An 18,818-nucleotide genomic window follows, 5' to 3' on the forward strand; every position below is an offset into this window, starting at 1 on the left:
CATGTTGAATTATTATATTTTTAGCATCTTATTTAAAGTAATTGAAGTTTATATGATGTTGTTAGGTGTTTATGTCTTATTATCATGGTTTCCCGGTGCCTATCAAACAAGATTAGGATATTGGGTTGCTTATTTTGTTGAACCGTTATTGAAGCCTTTTAGGAAACTTAAATTGCATTTTGGGATATTTGATGTTACTGTTTTAGTAGCATTTGTAGCTCTACAGTTTCTTCGATATTTATTGATGCAATTATATATCATGGTATTCACATTATGGTAAAAGGCGATAGGGTAGTTTACCAACATTTTCGTCCAGATGAACAAACTTTTATTGAAAAATGCTTAGATTTGATTGAACAAGTTGAGGCAACCTATACTTTTCAAGTGACAGAATTCCTTAATCCTAGGCAGGTTGCTATTTTACTTAGTTTGGTCAATCAAACAGGGCTATCTTGTTATGCTTCTTCAGATTATTATGACACAGAGTATGCAAGAGTTTTAATCTCTCCAGATTATTATGTTTTGAATTTGGAAGATTTTGAAATTAGTTTGTTAGAATTTTCTTATAATACTAAATTTAATCATTTAACTCATAGGCAGATTTTGGGAACACTCATTAATCAACTTGGTATTAAACGTAGTATTTTTGGTGATATCTTAATAGCTGAGGGAAAAGTTCAAATTTTAGTTGAAACCAATATGGCATCTTATTTTAGTCAAAATATAGGAAAAATTGGTAAAATTTCAGTCTCTCTAAAGGAAAAAAATCTTAATTTTTTGCTTCCTAGAATGGTTCATAAACAAGAGAAAGATATTTTAGTTACTAGTTGGCGAGCAGATGTCATTATTTCAGAGATTTTGAATCTATCTCGAAGTAATGCAGTGAAATTGATAGAAAAAGATAATGTTAAGCTTAATTATGCCAGTCTTGGAAAAGTTTCACAAGACTTAGAAGTTGGTGATTTGCTAAGTATTAGAGGCTACGGACGTTATGAGATTGCCCGAGAAAATGGCCTAAGTAAATCTGGTAAAATTAAACTTACAATTGAAAAAATAACAGAATAATGAGGAGAAACTAATGGCTTTAACGACACTTGACATTAAAGACAAAACGTTTAAAATAAAATTTCGTGGCTATAGCGAAGACGAAGTAAATGACTTCTTAGATATCGTGACAGATGATTATGAGGCTTTAACGCGTATTAATCGCGATCAAGAGTTACGAATCCGTGATTTGGAAGAAAAATTAGCCTATTTTAACGATATGAAAGAATCGTTGATGCAATCTGTATTGCTAGCACAAGAAACAGCAGATAAAGTGAAGGCATCGGCTCAAGCTGAGGCGGCTAATGTTATTAATAAGGCGACTTTCGACTCGCAACATTTGATTGAAGAAGCTAAAACAAAAGCTAATGAAATTTTACGTGATGCGACTGATAATGCCAAACGTGTAGCAGTTGAAACAGAGGAATTGAAACGTCAAAGTCGTCATTTCCATCAACGTCTTTTATCGGCAATGGAAAGTCAAGTGAACCTTGTCAATTCGCCAGAATGGCAGGAACTCTTGCAACCGACAGCAGTTTACCTTCAAAATTCTGATGCTGCATTTAAAGAAGTCGTTGAAAAAGTATTGCAAGAGAATTTTTCAGACACTGATGAGCCTGTTACATTTGACGCAACACGTCAGTTTACTCCAGAAGAAATGGAAGAAATCTATCGTCGTGTAGCAGAGGCAAATATGGAATTGGAAAATGCACAATCAGCACCCAATCCTTTGATTGAAGAAACTATTTTAGAGCCTAATGACCTTGCTTTAGGTGATACTCGAACATTCACTATTAATATTGAAGAATAAGAAAAACACAAGATCTAATGATATTTTTAGCGAGTAGGTGATGGTGTAAGACCTATAATCCCTCATTAGAATCTTATCATTTTCTAGAGTTCTAGCTGAACTAAAGTAAGCTGGGAGGGGTGGTTTCCTTATCAACCAAAGAGGGAAAAGCAGATACTTAGATCATCGTTTTGAGGCTCTGTATCGTTTTTCTGAAAAAAGGTGGTACCACGATTAATCGTCCTTTGAGCGATTTTTTGTGGCATTTTTTATTTGTGGTTTTATCGTTTTAAATGAGTTATTTCTAGAAAGAGAGTTACAATGAAATTAAAAGAAACATTGAATTTGGGGAAAACGGCTTTCCCAATGCGTGCTGGCCTTCCAAACAAAGAACCAGAGTGGCAAAAAGCATGGGATGAAGCGGATATTTATAATAAACGTCAGCAATTAAACGAAGGCAAACCGTCATTTCATTTGCATGATGGCCCTCCGTATGCCAATGGTAATATCCACGTTGGGCATGCGCTTAACAAAATTTCAAAAGATATCATTGTACGGTCAAAATCAATGTCTGGTTTCCGTGCACCTTATGTGCCAGGTTGGGACACACACGGTCTTCCAATTGAGCAAGTGTTAGCTAAACAAGGTGTCAAACGTAAGGAAATGGATTTGGCTGAATACCTTGAAATGTGTCGTGATTATGCTCTTTCTCAAGTAGATAAACAGCGCGATGACTTCAAACGTTTAGGTGTTTCAGCAGACTGGGACAATCCATACATCACTCTAAAACAAGAATACGAAGCAGATCAAATTCGTGTCTTTGGTACGATGGCTGATAAAGGTTATATCTACCGTGGAGCTAAGCCAGTTTACTGGTCATGGTCATCAGAGTCAGCACTTGCTGAGGCTGAGATTGAGTACCATGATATTGACTCTACCTCGCTTTACTATGCCAATAAAGTTAAAGATGGTAAAGGTATTATTGATACAGATACTTACATCGTGGTTTGGACGACAACACCATTTACGGTAACGGCTTCACGTGGTTTGACCATGGGTGCAAATATCAATTACGTGGTTGTAATGCCAGATGGTAGCGACCGTAAATACGTGGTTGCAGAAGCACTTGTTGATACTCTTGCTGCTAAATTTGGCTGGGAAAACTTTGAAATCCTTGAAGTTCGAAAAGGTGCTGATTTTGAGTACATCGTGACGGAACACCCATGGGATACAGAAGTTGATGAGTTGGTTATCCTCGGTGACCACGTGACAACTGACTCTGGTACGGGTATTGTCCATACAGCGCCTGGATTTGGTGAGGATGACTATAATGTTGGTGTGAAATACAATCTTGAAGTAGCTGTGACGGTTGATAGCCGTGGGTTGATGATGGAAAATGCTGGTGCTGATTTTGCAGGGCAGTTCTATGACAAGGTTGTCCCAACAGTTAAAGAAAAATTGGGTGAATTGTTGCTTGCTTCAGAAGTGATTAACCATTCATACCCATTTGACTGGCGTACGAAAAAACCAATCATCTGGCGTGCTGTTCCACAATGGTTTGCCTCAGTGTCTAAATTCCGTCAAGAAATCTTGGATGAAATTGAAAAAACAACCTTCAACCCATCATGGGGTAAAACACGTCTTTACAATATGATCCGTGACCGTGGCGACTGGGTTATTTCTCGTCAGCGTGCTTGGGGAGTACCATTGCCGATTTTCTATGCTGAAGATGGGACACCGATTCTTTCTAAGGAAGTAACAGATCATGTGGCAAATCTCTTTGAAAAGCATGGGTCAATTATCTGGTGGAAATCAGAAGCAAAAGACTTGCTTCCGGAAGGCTTCACACACCCAGGCTCACCAAATGGTCTCTTTGAAAAAGAAACTGACATCATGGATGTTTGGTTCGATTCAGGATCATCTTGGAACGGTGTCATGAATGCTCGTGAGAACCTCTCTTACCCAGCAGACCTATACCTTGAAGGCTCTGATCAATACCGTGGTTGGTTCAACTCATCATTGATTACCTCTGTTGCGGTCAATGGGCATGCACCATACAAGTCAGTCTTGTCACAAGGTTTCGTTCTTGATGGTAAGGGTGAGAAGATGTCTAAATCAAAAGGTAATATTATCTCACCTAACGACGTTGCTAAGCAATATGGTGCTGAAATTCTTCGCCTTTGGGTAACGTCAGTAGATACCGATAACGATGTGCGTGTGTCTATGGATATCCTTGGTCAAGTATCAGAAACTTACCGTAAAATCCGTAACACTCTTCGTTTCTTGATTGCCAATACATCTGACTTTAACCCAGCAACGGATGCTGTTGCCTATGATGAGCTTCGTGCGGTTGACCAATACATGACAGTTAAATTCAACCAATTGGTGGCCGCTATCAAATCAGCTTATGAGTCTTATGATTTTATGGCCATCTACAAAGCCGTTGTCAACTTTATTACCATTGATTTGTCTGCCTTTTATCTCGATTTTGCTAAAGATGTCGTGTACATCGAAGCAACAGACAGCTTGGTTCGCCGTCAAATGCAAACCGTCTTCTATGACATTTTGGTGAAAATCACAAAATTATTGACACCAATCTTGCCTCACACTGCTGAGGAAATCTGGTCTTACCTTGAACATGAAGCAGAAGAATTCGTTCAATTAGCTGAAATGCCAGAGGTTGAAATCTTTGCAAACCAAGAAGCCTTGCTTGAAAACTGGGAAGCCTTTATGACGCTTCGTACACAAGCTCAAAAAGCGCTTGAAGAAGCTCGTAATGAAAAAGTTATTGGTAAATCATTGGAAGCTCACTTGACAATCTATGCATCAGCTGAAGTAAAAGCTCTGCTTGACAACTTGTCTAGTGATGTAGCGCAGCTATTGATTGTATCGCAATTGACAGTGACAGAAGAAGAAGCTCCAGCTGAAGCGACTAGCTTTGAAGGTGTTGCCTTTACCGTTGCTCATGCAGAAGGTGAAGTATGTGACCGTTGCCGCCGTGTAGATACGACAACTGCAGAACGTTCATACCATGTGACAATCTGTGATCACTGTGCGTCAATCGTTGAAGCAAACTTTGCAGAAGCAGTAGCTGAAGGATTTGAAATTAATTGAAAATAGTGACTAGGTTAGGGGAATTTTTGGATACTATCAGTTTGATAATTTTCCAGTTACCAGATATTAGGGAGACTGTCTGATATGGATGTCAAATTTTGAGCTTAATTTTTAAGTTCTCCTTACAGGAAACTATATTACAGGGAAATTTTTCTCGTATGCAAATTGAGTCATTAAGCGACTGGCATTAGACCAGTCGTTCTTTTTTTGATATAATATAGTGTAAAACATTTTGGGGAGTGCTCCCTTTGAGAAAGGATAGCGAGTTTTTCGCTAAAAGAATTATGGATTTAACACAATATATTGCAAGTATCAAAAATTATCCTAAAGAAGGTATTACCTTCCGTGATATTTCGCCACTTATGGCTGATGGAAAGGCTTATAGTTATGCTGTTCGTGAAATTGCACAATATGCTTGTGATCACGATATTGATATGATTGTGGGTCCAGAGGCTCGTGGTTTTATCATTGGATGTCCTGTTGCAGTAGAGCTTGGAATTGGTTTTGCACCAGTTCGTAAACCTGGTAAATTACCACGTGAAGTAGTCTCTGCCGACTATGAAAAGGAGTATGGTGTCGATACTTTAACCATGCATTCAGATGCTATTAAGCCAGGACAACGTGTTCTTATCGTTGATGACCTTTTGGCTACAGGAGGGACTGTCAAAGCGACTATCGAATTGATTGAAAAACTTGGTGGTGTAGTGGCGGGCTGTGCTTTTATTATTGAACTTGATGGTTTAAATGGTCGTGAAGCGATTGGTGACTATGATGTCAAAGTATTGATGAATTTCCCTGGTTAAATTAGTTTTTATTAATTTATTTATCTCAAAAACTTCATCATCTTTTGTGGAACAGATGGTGAAGTTATTTCTTAAATTGGTATTCTAGGTTATTGATTGTTTTTATCATTGCTATAGTTTTAAACTATGTATTTATCAAATAAATTTATATTTGAAACCTATAGTGTCATCTTCTATAATGATATTATGAATGATTTAGAAAGGGAGAGTTTTATTATTTAGTATGATGATTTCTATTGAATTAATGATTTGATAGGTGAATACATGCTCTCAGTTTTTTGAAATGCCAATTACTCTTGATAAAAAATTACCTGCGGTAGATATTTTACGTGCAGAAAATATTTTCATTATGGATGATAAGCGGGCGATTCATCAAGATATTCGTCCGATGGAAGTCTTAATTTTGAATCTTATGCCGACTAAAGAAGCGACAGAAACGCAGTTGCTCCGCCATTTATCCAATACTCCTTTGCAACTTAATGTTGATTTTATCCATATGAAGAGTCATGAATCTAAAAATACTAAGGCTATTCATTTAGAGACTTTTTATAAGACATTTGATGATATCAAAGAGAAATATTATGATGGTTTCATTATTACGGGTGCTCCTGTAGAGACGCTTCCGTTTGAAGAGGTTGATTATTGGACAGAGTTAAGTCAAATTTTTCAATGGAAAGACTCGCATGTTTACTCAACACTTCATTTATGTTGGGGAGCACAGGCGGGGCTCTATTTTCAATATGGAATTGAAAAATGGTTGCGTAAAGATGGTAAACTATCAGGAGTTTTTAGCCAAGATGTCGTTGCTAAAACAAGTCCTTTGATGAGAGGATTTGATGATACTTTTTTAGCTCCACATTCTCGCTATACTGAAGTATTGGAAGAGGATATTAGTCAGATTAAAGAGTTAGATATTTTATCGAAAAGTGACAGCGTTGGTTTATCTCTTCTTGCGAGTAAGGATATGCGCAACGTCTATAGTTTTGGTCATTTAGAATATGACCGTGATACCCTTGCTAAAGAATATAACCGTGATCTGCTAGCAGGAAAAGATATAAGTATTCCTGATAATTATTTTCCGGAAAATAATCCTGAAAAAGCCCCCGTTATGCGTTGGAATTTAGCAGCTTCTACCTTCTTTAGTAACTGGATTAATTATGCTGTTTATCAAGAGACCCCCTATCGTTTGGAAGAATTATCTGATTCAGTAGAGTAATAGGGTGGTATGAGTTAAAAAATAGAAAGGATTGTCCAGTTTTTTGTTGAATTGGATTTGAGAAGAGGATATCTATGATATCCGCTACTCTTCTCTATAACCTTGAATATGAGTTATTTAGAAAATTTTCATTTGGGTAATCTTGTCTTACCATCAGCTCTGCTTTTTCATATAAAAGAATTATTTTCAAATACGGATGAATTTTTAGTTTGGCAATTTTTCTATATGCAAAACACGACAAAGTTAGAAGAAATTGCTCCAAGTCAAATTGCGAATGCTTTGGGCAAAACAGTGACTGAAATCAACCGTTTGATTTCTAATTTAGAAAGAGAAGGGGTCCTTGATGTTAAAACGATAGAATTGGCAGGTGAGGTGGAAGTCATTTTTGATGCTAGTCCGGCTCTGGCGAAACTGGATAACATTTTGAGCATGGCAAAGAAGGATGAAAAAACAGTCCAATATATTGGTCAAGGTGAAGCGATTAAACGTTTAACAGATGATTTAGAGCAAGCTATGGGGATGCTAAATCCTATGATTTTGGAAGATGTTCAAAAATTGGTTTATGAAGACAATACAGACCCGGAACTTATTCGCGAAGCTCTCCGCGAAGCTGTTTTTAATAATAAGACAAATTGGAAGTATATTCAAGCCATTTTGCGAAATTGGCGCAAAGAGGGGATTAGAACGTTACGTCAAGTAGAAGAGCGACGTTTAGAGAGGGAACGTATTAATCCCGAAAATATTACTGTTTCAGATGATTTTCTGTCAGCAATGAGTATATGGAGTGATTAGAGAATACCATACGGTAATTTCTTAGAGTAGGTTCTATGTCTCTAGAAAGCGGAACTTAGTATGAGAAATAGTATAATTTTAATAGAATTTACTCTTAAAGTAAAACATACTAAAGTATAAAAACGGACATTTCAGAGTTTGGAGATGACCGTTTTTTTATGTTGTAGTTTATTACAGAGTTTAGTGAGTCGGAGGGTTCTCAATTAATCTGAAAAGCCGTTTTGTGTGGAGAGCTGTTTAAAGAAGAGGCCGGATTGTTTCATGCGGCGTTGGGCATTTTGGCTCAAATCTACTTCTATAAGGCCGTATCGGTTTTTGTAGCTATTGAGCCATGACCAGCAATCAAGCCCGGCCCAAACATGGTAGCCGAGGCAATTAGCCCCTTCTGTAATGGCCTGATGAACGTAGCGCAGGTGGTCTTTGTAAAAATCGATGCGGTATTGGTCATTGATATAGCCTGCTTCGTTACGATAACGATTTTCGTTTTCAACTCCCATGCCGTTTTCTGCAATAAAACAAGGGATATTGCCATAGTGATCACGGAGATTGATGAGAATGTCATAGATGCCTTTTTCATAGATTTCCCAACCCCGATAGGGGTTTATTTTTTTGTTTGGCATATCATAGTAATCAAAATAATCATCTGGCATAGGGATATGTGGATTGGTAGGTAATGGGGTTTCCTTAGCTTTGATTCGTCGTGGCTGGTAGTAATTGATGCCTAAGAGGTCAACGGTATGCTGCTGGATAATCGCTAAATCTTTTGGCTGGTAATCAGGAATCATGTTTAAGGCTTTGATAATCTTAACAAGGTCTTTTGGAAAGTGTCCTTTGACAGAGACATCAAGGAAAGAACGATTGAAAAAAGCATCCGCAATCTGAGCTGCTTTGACGTCCTTAGGATTGGAAGGGTCTCTAGGGTAGCTAGGTGTCAGGTTGAGGATGATACCGATTTGTCCGTCGTGCTTTCCTTCGCGGTAGGCTTTTATGGCTAGGCTGCTAGCTAGAGCGGAATGAAAACCAACTTGAATAGCGTGATTCAAATTGACTTCACAAGGGTAATGCCCTTGGTAAAGGTAACCGTATTCGACAGGGACAATGGGTTCATTTTGAGTAAACCAGTAGCGTACGCGGTCACCGAACAGCTCAAAACAGGTTTTAGCATAATGCTCGAAGGCTAAAACAGCGTCACGGTTTAACCAGCCTCCCTTTTCTTGCAGCGCCATGGGTAAATCAAAGTGGTAAAGGTTGATGAAAGGTTCGATATTATTGGCAAGGAGCTCATCGATGTAGTTATTGTAAAAGGCAACTGCCTCAGGATTAACCTCACCAGTACCTTTTGGGAATAGTCTGCTCCATTGGATTGATGTTCTAAAGGAGTTATGCCCAGTGGCTTTCAAGAGTTGGATATCTTCTCGGAAGTGCTTGTAAAGTTGAGAGGTCTTGTCTGGTCCAATCCCATTATGGAAACGATGGGGTTCTTGTTGGAACCAGTAGTCCCAGGTGTTATCGCCTTTTCCATCGTCTGGGAAACGGCCTTCGCTCTGAGGACCACTAGTTGCGCTCCCCCAGAAAAAGTGTTTTGGAAAGGTGTAATGTGTCATCTGATCTCCTTTTCATGAGTTGTAACAAAGATCAGCTCTTTAGCTGTGATGAGGTCGTGGTGGTTGAGTGCTGTCATCCTTTTGCCATCCAATGCCACTTGGAGTTGGGCAGGTGATGGCTCTAGCTTGTCATGTAAAATGTGCAAGTCATGCTGCTCCAAGTGCAAAGTAAGGTGGCGAAAGGCTGGTTGCCCAAGCTGATAAGTGGCATTACCTGGGCAAACCGGATAGAATCCTAGACAGGCAAAGAGGTACCAAGCTGCTAGACTGCCGTTGTCTTCATCACCTGGGAAGCCTTGGAAGTTAGGGAGAAAGGCTTCTTGTCGAATGGTTTGAATTAGTTGAGCTGTTCGCTCAGGTGTTTGGCTGAATTGGTATAGGTAGGGTATATGAAAACTTGGTTGATTGGAAATGGCTAATTGGCCAAAGTTAGCTTGTGCCATTTCGCTCATTTCATGGATTTCATAACCATAGTTTTGGCAGTCAAAAAGTGGTTTAGAGCTTAGGACGTCATCTAAGTAATCGGTAAAAGCTTGTTTGCCACCCATGAGCGCAATGAGTCCGTTAATATCGTGTAAGGCTCCTAAAGTCGCCTGAATGGCAGAGCATTCTGCATAATCACAGCCCCAAGCTTTGGGTGAAAATTCTTTTCTAAATTGTCCCTGTCGATTTTTAGAGCGGATATAGCCAGTATTAGGATCGAACAGTTGACGGTAGGATAAGCTAGAACTTTCATAGGCTTGCGCCAGCTCATTTTGTCCAAGAGCCTTAGCTACTTGACCGATACACCAATCACTGTAAGCATAATCTAAGCTGTGACTGACACTTTCATGATAGTCATTTGGAAGATAACCGAATTGTTGGTAATCTTTGGCACCGTGTCTGCCGTAGCGACGTGTTTGGTCTTCTGTGTGACGAGTGGTTTCCATAGCTTGTAGCAGTTGAGGCAGGAGATGTTTGCCGATACCCTTGCTAGCAGCGTCAGCAATGACACCATCTACCAGAGTTCCAGGCATAATTCCTCTTTCATCTGGTGACAACCATTTGGGGAGAAAGCCTGTATCTTGATAATGGTTCAAAATACCTTCTAAAAAATGTTGGTATTGGTCTGGATAAAGGAGACTGTAAAAAGGATAGGTTGTCCGAAACGTATCCCAGTAGCCGTTATTGGTGTAGTATCTACCCGGTTTGACCTGACCAGATTTGGTATCAAAATGAAGAACGTCACCATTCTCTGTGATTTCATGGAAGGTTTGTGGATAAAGTAGGGTACGGTAAAGGCAATGGTAAAAGAAAGCTTTCTGCTCAGAAGGCTCCTTGTCGTGAATAGTAATGCGGTTTAAGTGCTGTTCCCAAATGGTACTAGCTTGGCTAAGTGTCGTGTCAAAATCTCCGATAAGTCTTGCCTGATAGAGAGACTGCTCGGCACTAATATAGGATGTGGCTAAGGTCATTTCGAGCTGAGAACAGTGAAAATTAAGGCGAATATGTCCATCATGGCAATCTATCAAACACTTAGAAACAACTTGTCCTTGCTGTAATGAGTACCAGTCTTTTATTGGTTCGGAAAAGAGTAAATCCATATAAAAGCTGAAGTACGTAGCTTGTGTCTCTGTCGCATTGTGCAAAGTAATGTGAATGTGCTTGTCATTGCAATAGGTATAAGTCGCTTGATCTGGTGCAAACAAGACAAGGCTCACAGGCATCTCTGTATCACTAGTAAAGCGGCAACTAGCTCCATAACAAGTGGGGGTAAGTTCACTAGTAACTTGGTAACGGGTAGAATGCACCTTGAGGTAGTCAGGTCGGAAGTTAGCCGTGTTTAATTGGTAGCTGGATTGACGATGAAACAGGCTTGATTGGCTTAGGGGACCGGTCACAGGAGTGATAAGAAAAGTCGCAAAGTCTCCCAACCATGGACTTGGCTGGTGTGTCAGTCGAATGCCTTGATAAATAGGTTCATAGGGATTGAAAAACCAGTTGCCTTGTTGATCGGTCGTTTGTAGGCAGAAGGCATTCATTCCCCACGGCACAGCGGTTAAAGGGAGGCAATTGCCGTTAGAGTAGGAATGAGAATTATAAGTGCCCAATCGGGTATCAATCTGAGAAGTAGTGGTCATAAGATCTCCTTTGTTTGTAGGATTATCAAGAAAATCCCTTTATTGCCTAACGGTTTAAAAGGGTCGTCTCATTGCGGACTAGACAATCGCTTAGTTTCATTATAGTAGAAGCTTTTTTGGAAAAAAATAGCTGTCGCTGAAAATCACATATTTGTGTAAGAAAGGATTTAATTTGTGTATGGGAATTGTCAGTGATCTTGTCTAAACTAATAATGACAGATTAGCGTTAGCTAGGTTGATACATTAGTGATGTTAGCTCAGCAAGCGCACGAGCCTGCTAATGTGGACTGTTATTGGCATGAAAAAGTTTGCCTAAGCAATAGGACTTAAAGGAGACCTAATAACATGAGTTACAACAAAGAAAAAATGAAGAATTGGTTGCAGGTGATTGGTGAGAGAATTGCTGATCATCCAAGTTGGCAGAAGATTTTTGAAACTTGCTTTACCGACACTTTGGATAATACGGTGACGGTTCTGGAAGATGGCACTAGTTTTGTTCTGACAGGTGATATTCCTGCCATGTGGTTGAGGGATTCAACAGCACAAATCAAACCTTACCTTTCCTTGGCACGTGATGATGAGCAATTACGGCAAACCATCGTTGGTTTGGTCAAGCGACAATGTGATTTTATTTGCCATGATCCCTATGCCAATGCTTTTAACCAAGATGATAATGGCCGTGGGCACCAATCTGATCATACGACGATGACGGGTCGTATTTGGGAGAGAAAGTATGAGGTTGATTCGCTTTGCTATCCTTTAGAATTGGCTTATTTATTATGGAAAGTGACGGGGGAAACAGCGCATCTACAAGAGGACTTTTATCAGACAGCAAATGTGATTGTCGATACTTGGAGATTAGAGCAACGTCATGAGCAGTCCCCTTATCAATTTGAGCGTGATACGGAACGACTAGAAGATACCTTACCTCATCAGGGCAAGGGGAATCCGTGTGCTTACACAGGAATGACTTGGTCAGGATTTCGTCCAAGTGATGACGTCTGTGTTTATCCATATTTGATTCCGTCCAATATGTTTGCGGTGGTGGTATTACGGTATTTATCAGAGATCCTCGCAGTCCAACAGCCAGAAGGTTATGAGGCGTTAGCAGAGAAAGTACGGATCTTACGTGAAGAAATTGACCAAGGTATCAAAACTTATGGTTTGACGAAGAATGCTAACGGAGAAACCATCTTTGCTTATGAAGTGGATGGTTTAGGCAATCAATCTATCATGGACGATCCCAATGTTCCTAGTCTATTAGCTGCACCGTACTTAGGCTATTGTGATAAGCGAGATCCTATTTATCAGGCGACGAGACGAACCATTTTGAGCAAGGAAAATCCTTATTATTACGAAGGCACTTATGCTTCTGGTTGTGGAAGTACCCACACCTTTTATCGCTATATCTGGCCAATTGCTCTAGCTATTGAAGGATTGACGACAGATGATAAGGACGAAAAAGCTCGTTTATTGGATTTAATGGTGACTTGTGACGGTGGAACCGGTGTGATGCATGAAAGTTTCCATGTAGATAATCCTAGTCTTTATTCGAGAGAGTGGTTTTCATGGGCTAATATGATGTTTTGTGAATTAGTGTTAGATTACGATGCATTAAGAAGGAGAGATTAGCATGGGGAGAGAAACGGTACACATTATTTCACACAGTCATTGGGATAGGGAGTGGTATCTTCCTTTTGAAGAACATCGCATGCGCTTAGTGACCTTGATTGATGATTTGTGTGAGCTTTTTGAAACGGATGAGGAATTTAAGAGTTTTCATCTTGATGGACAGTTGATTGCATTGGATGATTATTTGACGATTAGGCCACATAAACGTGAGCAGTTAGCACGGTATATCCGTGAGGGAAAATTAATTGTTGGTCCGTTTTATATTTTGCAGGACGATTATTTGATTAGTAGCGAAGCCAATGTTCGCAATACCCTCCTTGGTCATTTGGAAAGTCGTTTCTGGGGAAAGCCGCCTAAAATTGGTTATTTTCCAGATACCTTTGGCAATATGGGACAGACCCCGCAATTATTAAAGCAGGCAGGTATTGATGTGGCCTTTTTTGGACGTGGGGTGAAGCCGATTGGTTTTGATAATCAGGTCTTATCAAATGACCAATTCCAGTCTCAGTTTTCTGAAATGATATGGACCGGTGCTGATGGAACTAGCATTTTAGGGATTTTATTCGCCAATTGGTACAGCAATGGGAATGAAATTCCAGTTGAACCAGAAGTGGCCAAGGTTTTTTGGGATAAGAAATTAGCTGACGCAAGAAAATACGCTGCTACCTCTCATCTCTTAATGATGAATGGGTGTGACCATCAGCCGGTGCAGAAAAATCTTTCAAAAGCCATTCGGGTCGCTAGAGACTTGTATCCTGATATTGACTTTGTTCACAGTAGCTTTGAGCAATACGTATCGGCTGTCAAACAGAATTTACCAGAGCAACTTAGTCAGGTCATTGGAGAATTGACCAGTCAAGAAACAGACGGATGGTACACCCTAGCCAATACGGCTTCCTCACGAATCTATCTGAAGCAGGTTAATGACAGAGTCAGCAACCTTCTAGAACAAGTGGTTGAGCCCTTACTAGTCATCACTGGAGAACCCTATCCTAAAGATGAGCTACGCTATGCATGGAAGCTCTTGCTTGAAAATGCTCCACACGATAGTATTTGCGGTTGTAGTGTTGATGCGGTCCATCGGGAAATGATGACGCGTTTTGATAAGGTTGAGCAGGTGGGAACTTATTTAGCGGAAAAGACTTTTGCCAACTGGTCTCAAAAGCTTGATACTGGTGAGTTGGAGGGTCATCTTTTTACGGTGGTCAATACGACTGCCTTTCCTCAGACTAAGCAGGTGACTGTTGATCTGATTGTTGATGAGACTGATTTTCGTGATGGTTGCCTTGCGGAACATCATCACAAGATGGATGCGATTGACTTACCAGAACTCGGACTCTTTACAGCAGATGGCGAGCGTGTTTGGGCAGATATTGAGGATTTGGGAGTGCAATTTGATTATCATCTACCAATAGATACCTTCCGCTCTGCCGTTTTTGCTAGGAAGATAAGGGTGTCCTTTGTTGCTGAAAACTTACCAGCTTGGTCATGGCAGACTTATCAAGTGAAACCAGCCGCCGCTCTACCAGGAGTGAGTCCTTTTGCCTATCTGGAAAATGATTTTGTCAAGCTTCAGCGTGAGGGGAATAATCTTGTCTTGACCCACAAAGAACTCGGTCATCGTATTTCTAACCTACTGAAGTTTGAAGATGTGGGAGAACTGGGTAACGAGTATGCCCACTTTGCCCCTACCTCTTGCCAGCCAATTTATAGCCAATTAGTTGATTTTTATATTCAGGAAGAGGCACCTACTTACCAACGTGCCTGTGTAATACACCAGCTTGAGATACCAATCAGTGCAGATGAGCGATTGTTTGAGGAACAGAAGCGCTTGGTAGAATACTTCAAACGTCAAGCAGGACGTCATCAGCAGACTAAATCGCTACTGGTGACAACGGAGATTACCCTTTTTCGTGACAGTTCTCAACTAATCTTTAAGACACGATTTGATAATCAGATGTTGGATCACCGGTTAAGGGTTTTAATTGCAACAGGATTGCAAGCTGAAAGCCATTTGGCCGATAGCATTTATGAAACGGTAGAGCGATCAAATACTCCATCGTCTCATTGGAAAAATCCTCATCATTCGCAGCGGCACCGCACATTCATCTCCTTGGGAGATGCGGAAATTTGCCTAACGGTGTCTTCAACAGGGCTTCATGAGTATGAAATTCTGGATAAGGAAACCATAGCCTTAACCCTTTTGCGCAGTGTTGGTGAATTGGGAGATTGGGGTGATTTTCCAACCCCTGATGCTCAGTGTCTAGGACCATCGGAGCTTGTATATGCAGTGGAATGTCATGCCAGTCAAGAGCGTTACCAAGCCATTCATCGGGCTCAAAATCTAGCTGTTCCTCTCTATGTGGGACAAGTCTGTCAGCACGCAGGAACCGTTGCTTTATCAGGGCAATTCACTCATCCTATTTTGCAAGAAGAGGCCTGCTATGTGACAGCCTTGAAACAGGCAGAAGAAAGTGAGACTATTTTGCTTCGTTACTATAATTTATCACATGACACAGTTATCTTGTCGCATTTAGCAAGTGGTGTTGACTTGCTGGAGCAGGAGATAGGTGAGCTATCTCAGCAACTTGGGCCACAAGAAATTCGTACTGAAAAGGTTACTCCTCTGTATTTCTAAGGTGTTGAGAAGTATAGTAATACACTAAGGAGGAGCAAGGCTTGTTATGGTCTGGCAAATACTCAAACTTTAGCACTGAATAATATAAAAGCAATTATGAGGAGGATGTTATGGTAGTAGCATGTTTTGATATTGGAGGAACAGGGGTGAAGTCGGCCTTGATATCAGATGACTTGCAGTTGCGGTCTTATCAGGAGATAGCAACTCCAGACCAGTTAGAAATGTTGTTAGCTCACATGGATGCAGTCATTTGTCAAGAAGGTGTCACAGCGATTTCTTTAAGTGTCCCTGGAGCAATTAACTACTGCGATGGAACGATTGGAGGATTATCAGCCATTCCTTATATTCACGGGGTTTCTTGGTATGATTTATTGGAGACTTATCATTTACCTATCTATCTTGAAAATGACGCCAACTGTGTTGGATTAAGTGCCTTGGCAGAGCGACCAACTCTTAAGAACTGTGCCTGTGTTGTAGTAGGAACAGGAATTGGAGGTGCCTTAATCCTCAATGGTCGATTGGTCCGAGGAGCTCGCTCTTATGGTGGAGAATTTGGCTACATGATGCTTAAAGGGATGGATTTTCCCTTGAAAAATTGGTCACAACTAGCATCAACAGGCAGTTTGGTACGTCGTGTTCAAGCACATCCTAAAGAGTGCTACCATTCTCTGGACGGTAAAGCTATTGTTGCGTTAGCTGAGCAAGGGGATTTGGTTTGCCAAACAGCACTAGGAGAGATGGTGGATGCGCTCTGCCAAGGCTTGTTAAACCTACATTATGTGATTGATCCAGAATTGATTTATATCGGAGGTAGCATTAGCCAAAGTAAAGCCTTTATCAAACGACTGGTTGACCGCTTGCAAGAATTGCAACAGTTATTTCCAGAAGATTTTCCACAAATTCCTCATATTAAGGCTTGCCATCATACTAAACACGCCAATCTTATTGGTACATATATTAACACATGTCAAGAAAAGGAGCATGTATGACAATAATAAAACAAGAGCTTCCTGTACACTTGTTAGAGAGACTAGGCTTACAGGATGTGACTTTAGACTGTCAAGTATCAGGAAAAGTGATACTGGTTTTAGGCTCTGATGGGCACTATACCATTTGTGCAGAAAAAGAGCATCAGCTTTATCGTGGCTTGCTATTATTAGCTACTGCTCTCAGAGAAGGACAGACAACGGTCGCAATCACAGAGAAAGCAGCTTATCCTGATTTTGGTTATATGGTGGATTGTGGTCGCAACTGCGTTATTTCTGTTGACTCTTCAAAACAATTGATTGAAGACATAGCGCTTATGGGCTATTCCAACTATCAATTATACTTAGAAGATACCTTTGAATTGGAGAACCAACCTTATTTTGGGTATTTCCGTGGTCGATACACAACTGAGGAATTACAGGATATTGAAGCATGTGCCAATAGTTATGGCATGGATTTCATTCCTTGCATTCAAACGCTAGCTCACCTGAGTGCTTTTGTCAGATGGCAAGTTAAAGAGGTACAGGATTTACGTGATGTGGACGACATTTTATTAGTTGGTAGTGAACCTGTCTATGACTTGATTGATCAGATGTTTTGTACATTATCGCAGCTGAAAACACGCCGAATCAATATTGGTATGGACGAGGCGTTTATGCTTGGATTGGGACGGTATTTAACCGAAAATGGCTACCAAAAACGCAGCCTTATCATGTGTCAGCATTTAGAACGTGTGCTAGATATTGCAGACCGATATGGGTTTACTTGCTCCATGTGGAGTGACATGTTTTTCCATTTATTAGATGCAAAAGACGACACCTTGCAGATTGACCAAGAGGTTCGTACTTATCTAAATCGTTTGAAAGAGCGTGTGCAATTGATTTATTGGGATTATTACCAGTTGACTGAGGAGCGTTATACGAAGAGTTTTGAGCGCCATAAACAATTGACTGATAATATTGCCTTTGCAGGCGGCGCGTGGAAATGGATTGGTTATGCTCCTGATAATCGGTTTAGTTTGCAGATTGCACCAGAGGCTCATCATGCCGCTAAGAAGGCAGGGGTAGAGCAGGTGACCATCACGGGGTGGGGCGATAACGGTGGTGAATGCTCTCAATTTTCTGTCTTAGCAACGCTTCAGGCTTGGGCGCAGTTGGTTTATCAAGATAGTACTACAGGCTGGGAGAAGGTGTTTGAGACCTTGTTTGGTCTATCGGCTACTGATTTCCTTGCGATTGACAGTGCCAATCACCCACCAAGCAACCCAGGTCAATTGAACGGCATGAATCCTGGACGCTATATTTTGTATCAGGATATCCTTTGCCCCTTGTTGGATTTGCATATTGCTCATGAAGAGGACAGTCAGTATTATGCACAGGTAGCAGAACATCTGGCGGAAATTGCCACAGGTGAGCACCGTCTAGCTTACCTCTTTACAACGCAAGAGAAACTCTGCCGTATTTTAGCGGTTAAGGCAAGGCTGTCCAACGACATTCGTCATGCTTACCGTATTAAGGATACAAATGCTTTACAAAACTGTCTTGATACCTTGGATACCCTTGCAGATCTTGTTCACGAGTTCCATGTTACCTATAGTCGTCAATGGCTGATTGAGAACAAGGTGTTTGGCCTTGATACTATTGATATTCGTTTAGGTGGGCTTTTGGCTCGTATTCAAAGAGCGCATGAGCGGTTAACGGCCTATCTCCTTGGTCATGTTAAACGTATTGATGAGCTTGAGGTTGACTTATTACCACATAATGATTTTTACCGTGACCACATCGCTACAACAGCCAATCAATGGCATCTCATGGCAACAGCCTCAACCATTTACACAACCTAATAAAGCACATCCTTCTTAGCTAGTTACTAGGAGGGATGCGTTGTTTAGACATTAGTGATAGATGACTCAAGGAGAAGGATGAATGTGTAGGATAAAGGGCAGAAAAAGCCTAATAACTTCAGAGGCCTCTGATTGTAATGTCTATATTAAGATTATCCAATTTTTAATCTAGTGACTATAATTTGTATAGGTTTAGCTTTAATCAGAACATGTTATTTTGTGAAAAACTGCGTTA

At 40.5% G+C, this 18,818-nt stretch carries 13 protein-coding genes; 11 read left to right on the forward strand and 2 right to left on the reverse strand.

What is annotated here, in order from left to right; genetic code table 11:
- Window position 1: 1 nt before the first annotated feature.
- The 7 genes from ACFPQ3_RS06050 to ACFPQ3_RS06080 all read left to right on the forward strand — a co-directional run bounded on the left by ACFPQ3_RS06050 (window position 2) and on the right by ACFPQ3_RS06080 (window position 7,759).
- Entirely contained in the window at window positions 2-280 is a 279-nt protein-coding gene (locus tag ACFPQ3_RS06050; protein WP_156805353.1) for a YggT family protein, read from the forward strand.
- Window positions 274-1,065 (forward strand): YlmH family RNA-binding protein, encoded by a 792-nt coding sequence (locus tag ACFPQ3_RS06055; protein ID WP_156805352.1) that lies wholly within the window; start codon window positions 274-276, stop codon window positions 1,063-1,065. The genes ACFPQ3_RS06050 and ACFPQ3_RS06055 overlap by 7 nt, the downstream gene beginning before the upstream one ends.
- Window positions 1,066-1,078: 13 nt before the next feature.
- Entirely contained in the window at window positions 1,079-1,855 is a 777-nt protein-coding gene (locus ACFPQ3_RS06060; protein WP_156805351.1) for a DivIVA domain-containing protein, read from the forward strand.
- 300 nt (window positions 1,856-2,155) lie between these two features.
- Window positions 2,156-4,948: an isoleucine--tRNA ligase gene (ileS, locus tag ACFPQ3_RS06065; RefSeq protein ID WP_156805350.1), complete on the forward strand. Its 2,793-nt coding sequence runs from the start codon at window positions 2,156-2,158 to the stop codon at window positions 4,946-4,948.
- A gap of 284 nt (window positions 4,949-5,232) precedes the next feature.
- Window positions 5,233-5,751 (forward strand): adenine phosphoribosyltransferase, encoded by a 519-nt coding sequence (locus tag ACFPQ3_RS06070; RefSeq protein WP_156805349.1) that lies wholly within the window; start codon window positions 5,233-5,235, stop codon window positions 5,749-5,751.
- Between the two features lie 283 nt (window positions 5,752-6,034).
- A complete protein-coding gene (metA, locus tag ACFPQ3_RS06075) occupies window positions 6,035-6,967 on the forward strand; it encodes a homoserine O-acetyltransferase MetA (RefSeq protein WP_156805520.1) in 933 nt (310 codons plus the stop codon).
- A gap of 108 nt (window positions 6,968-7,075) precedes the next feature.
- A complete protein-coding gene (locus ACFPQ3_RS06080) occupies window positions 7,076-7,759 on the forward strand; it encodes a DnaD domain-containing protein (protein ID WP_156805348.1) in 684 nt (227 codons plus the stop codon).
- A 203-nt stretch (window positions 7,760-7,962) separates the two neighbouring features.
- On the opposite strand, the gene ACFPQ3_RS06085 is transcribed toward ACFPQ3_RS06080, so the two are convergent.
- Both ACFPQ3_RS06085 and ACFPQ3_RS06090 read right to left on the reverse strand, forming a co-directional pair.
- Entirely contained in the window at window positions 7,963-9,363 is a 1,401-nt protein-coding gene (locus ACFPQ3_RS06085) for a glycoside hydrolase family 1 protein (RefSeq protein ID WP_156805347.1), read from the reverse strand.
- Window positions 9,360-11,483, reverse strand: a complete 2,124-nt coding sequence (locus ACFPQ3_RS06090; RefSeq protein WP_156805346.1) for a GH92 family glycosyl hydrolase — start codon at window positions 11,481-11,483, stop codon at window positions 9,360-9,362. The genes ACFPQ3_RS06085 and ACFPQ3_RS06090 overlap by 4 nt, the downstream gene beginning before the upstream one ends.
- A 345-nt stretch (window positions 11,484-11,828) precedes the next feature.
- On the opposite strand from ACFPQ3_RS06090, the gene ACFPQ3_RS06095 reads away from it, so the two are divergent.
- The 4 genes from ACFPQ3_RS06095 (at window position 11,829) to ACFPQ3_RS06110 (ending at window position 18,583) form a co-directional block, all read left to right on the forward strand.
- Entirely contained in the window at window positions 11,829-13,115 is a 1,287-nt protein-coding gene (locus tag ACFPQ3_RS06095) for a glycoside hydrolase family 125 protein (RefSeq protein ID WP_156805345.1), read from the forward strand.
- Window position 13,116: 1 nt separating this feature from the next.
- On the forward strand, window positions 13,117-15,753 hold the full coding sequence (locus ACFPQ3_RS06100; protein ID WP_156805344.1) for an alpha-mannosidase: 2,637 nt from the start codon (window positions 13,117-13,119) through the stop codon (window positions 15,751-15,753).
- 110 nt (window positions 15,754-15,863) lie between these two features.
- On the forward strand, window positions 15,864-16,742 hold the full coding sequence (locus tag ACFPQ3_RS06105; RefSeq protein ID WP_156805343.1) for an ROK family protein: 879 nt from the start codon (window positions 15,864-15,866) through the stop codon (window positions 16,740-16,742).
- Window positions 16,739-18,583 carry a beta-N-acetylhexosaminidase gene (locus ACFPQ3_RS06110; RefSeq protein ID WP_156805342.1) on the forward strand — a complete coding sequence of 615 codons (1,845 nt, stop codon included), beginning with the start codon at window positions 16,739-16,741 and terminating at the stop codon, window positions 18,581-18,583. Before ACFPQ3_RS06105 ends, ACFPQ3_RS06110 begins: the two co-directional genes overlap by 4 nt.
- Window positions 18,584-18,818 lie beyond the last annotated feature (235 nt).

Origin of the sequence: Streptococcus caledonicus, from assembly GCF_042656225.1 — a bacterium.
GTDB classification, from domain to species: domain Bacteria; phylum Bacillota; class Bacilli; order Lactobacillales; family Streptococcaceae; genus Streptococcus; species Streptococcus caledonicus.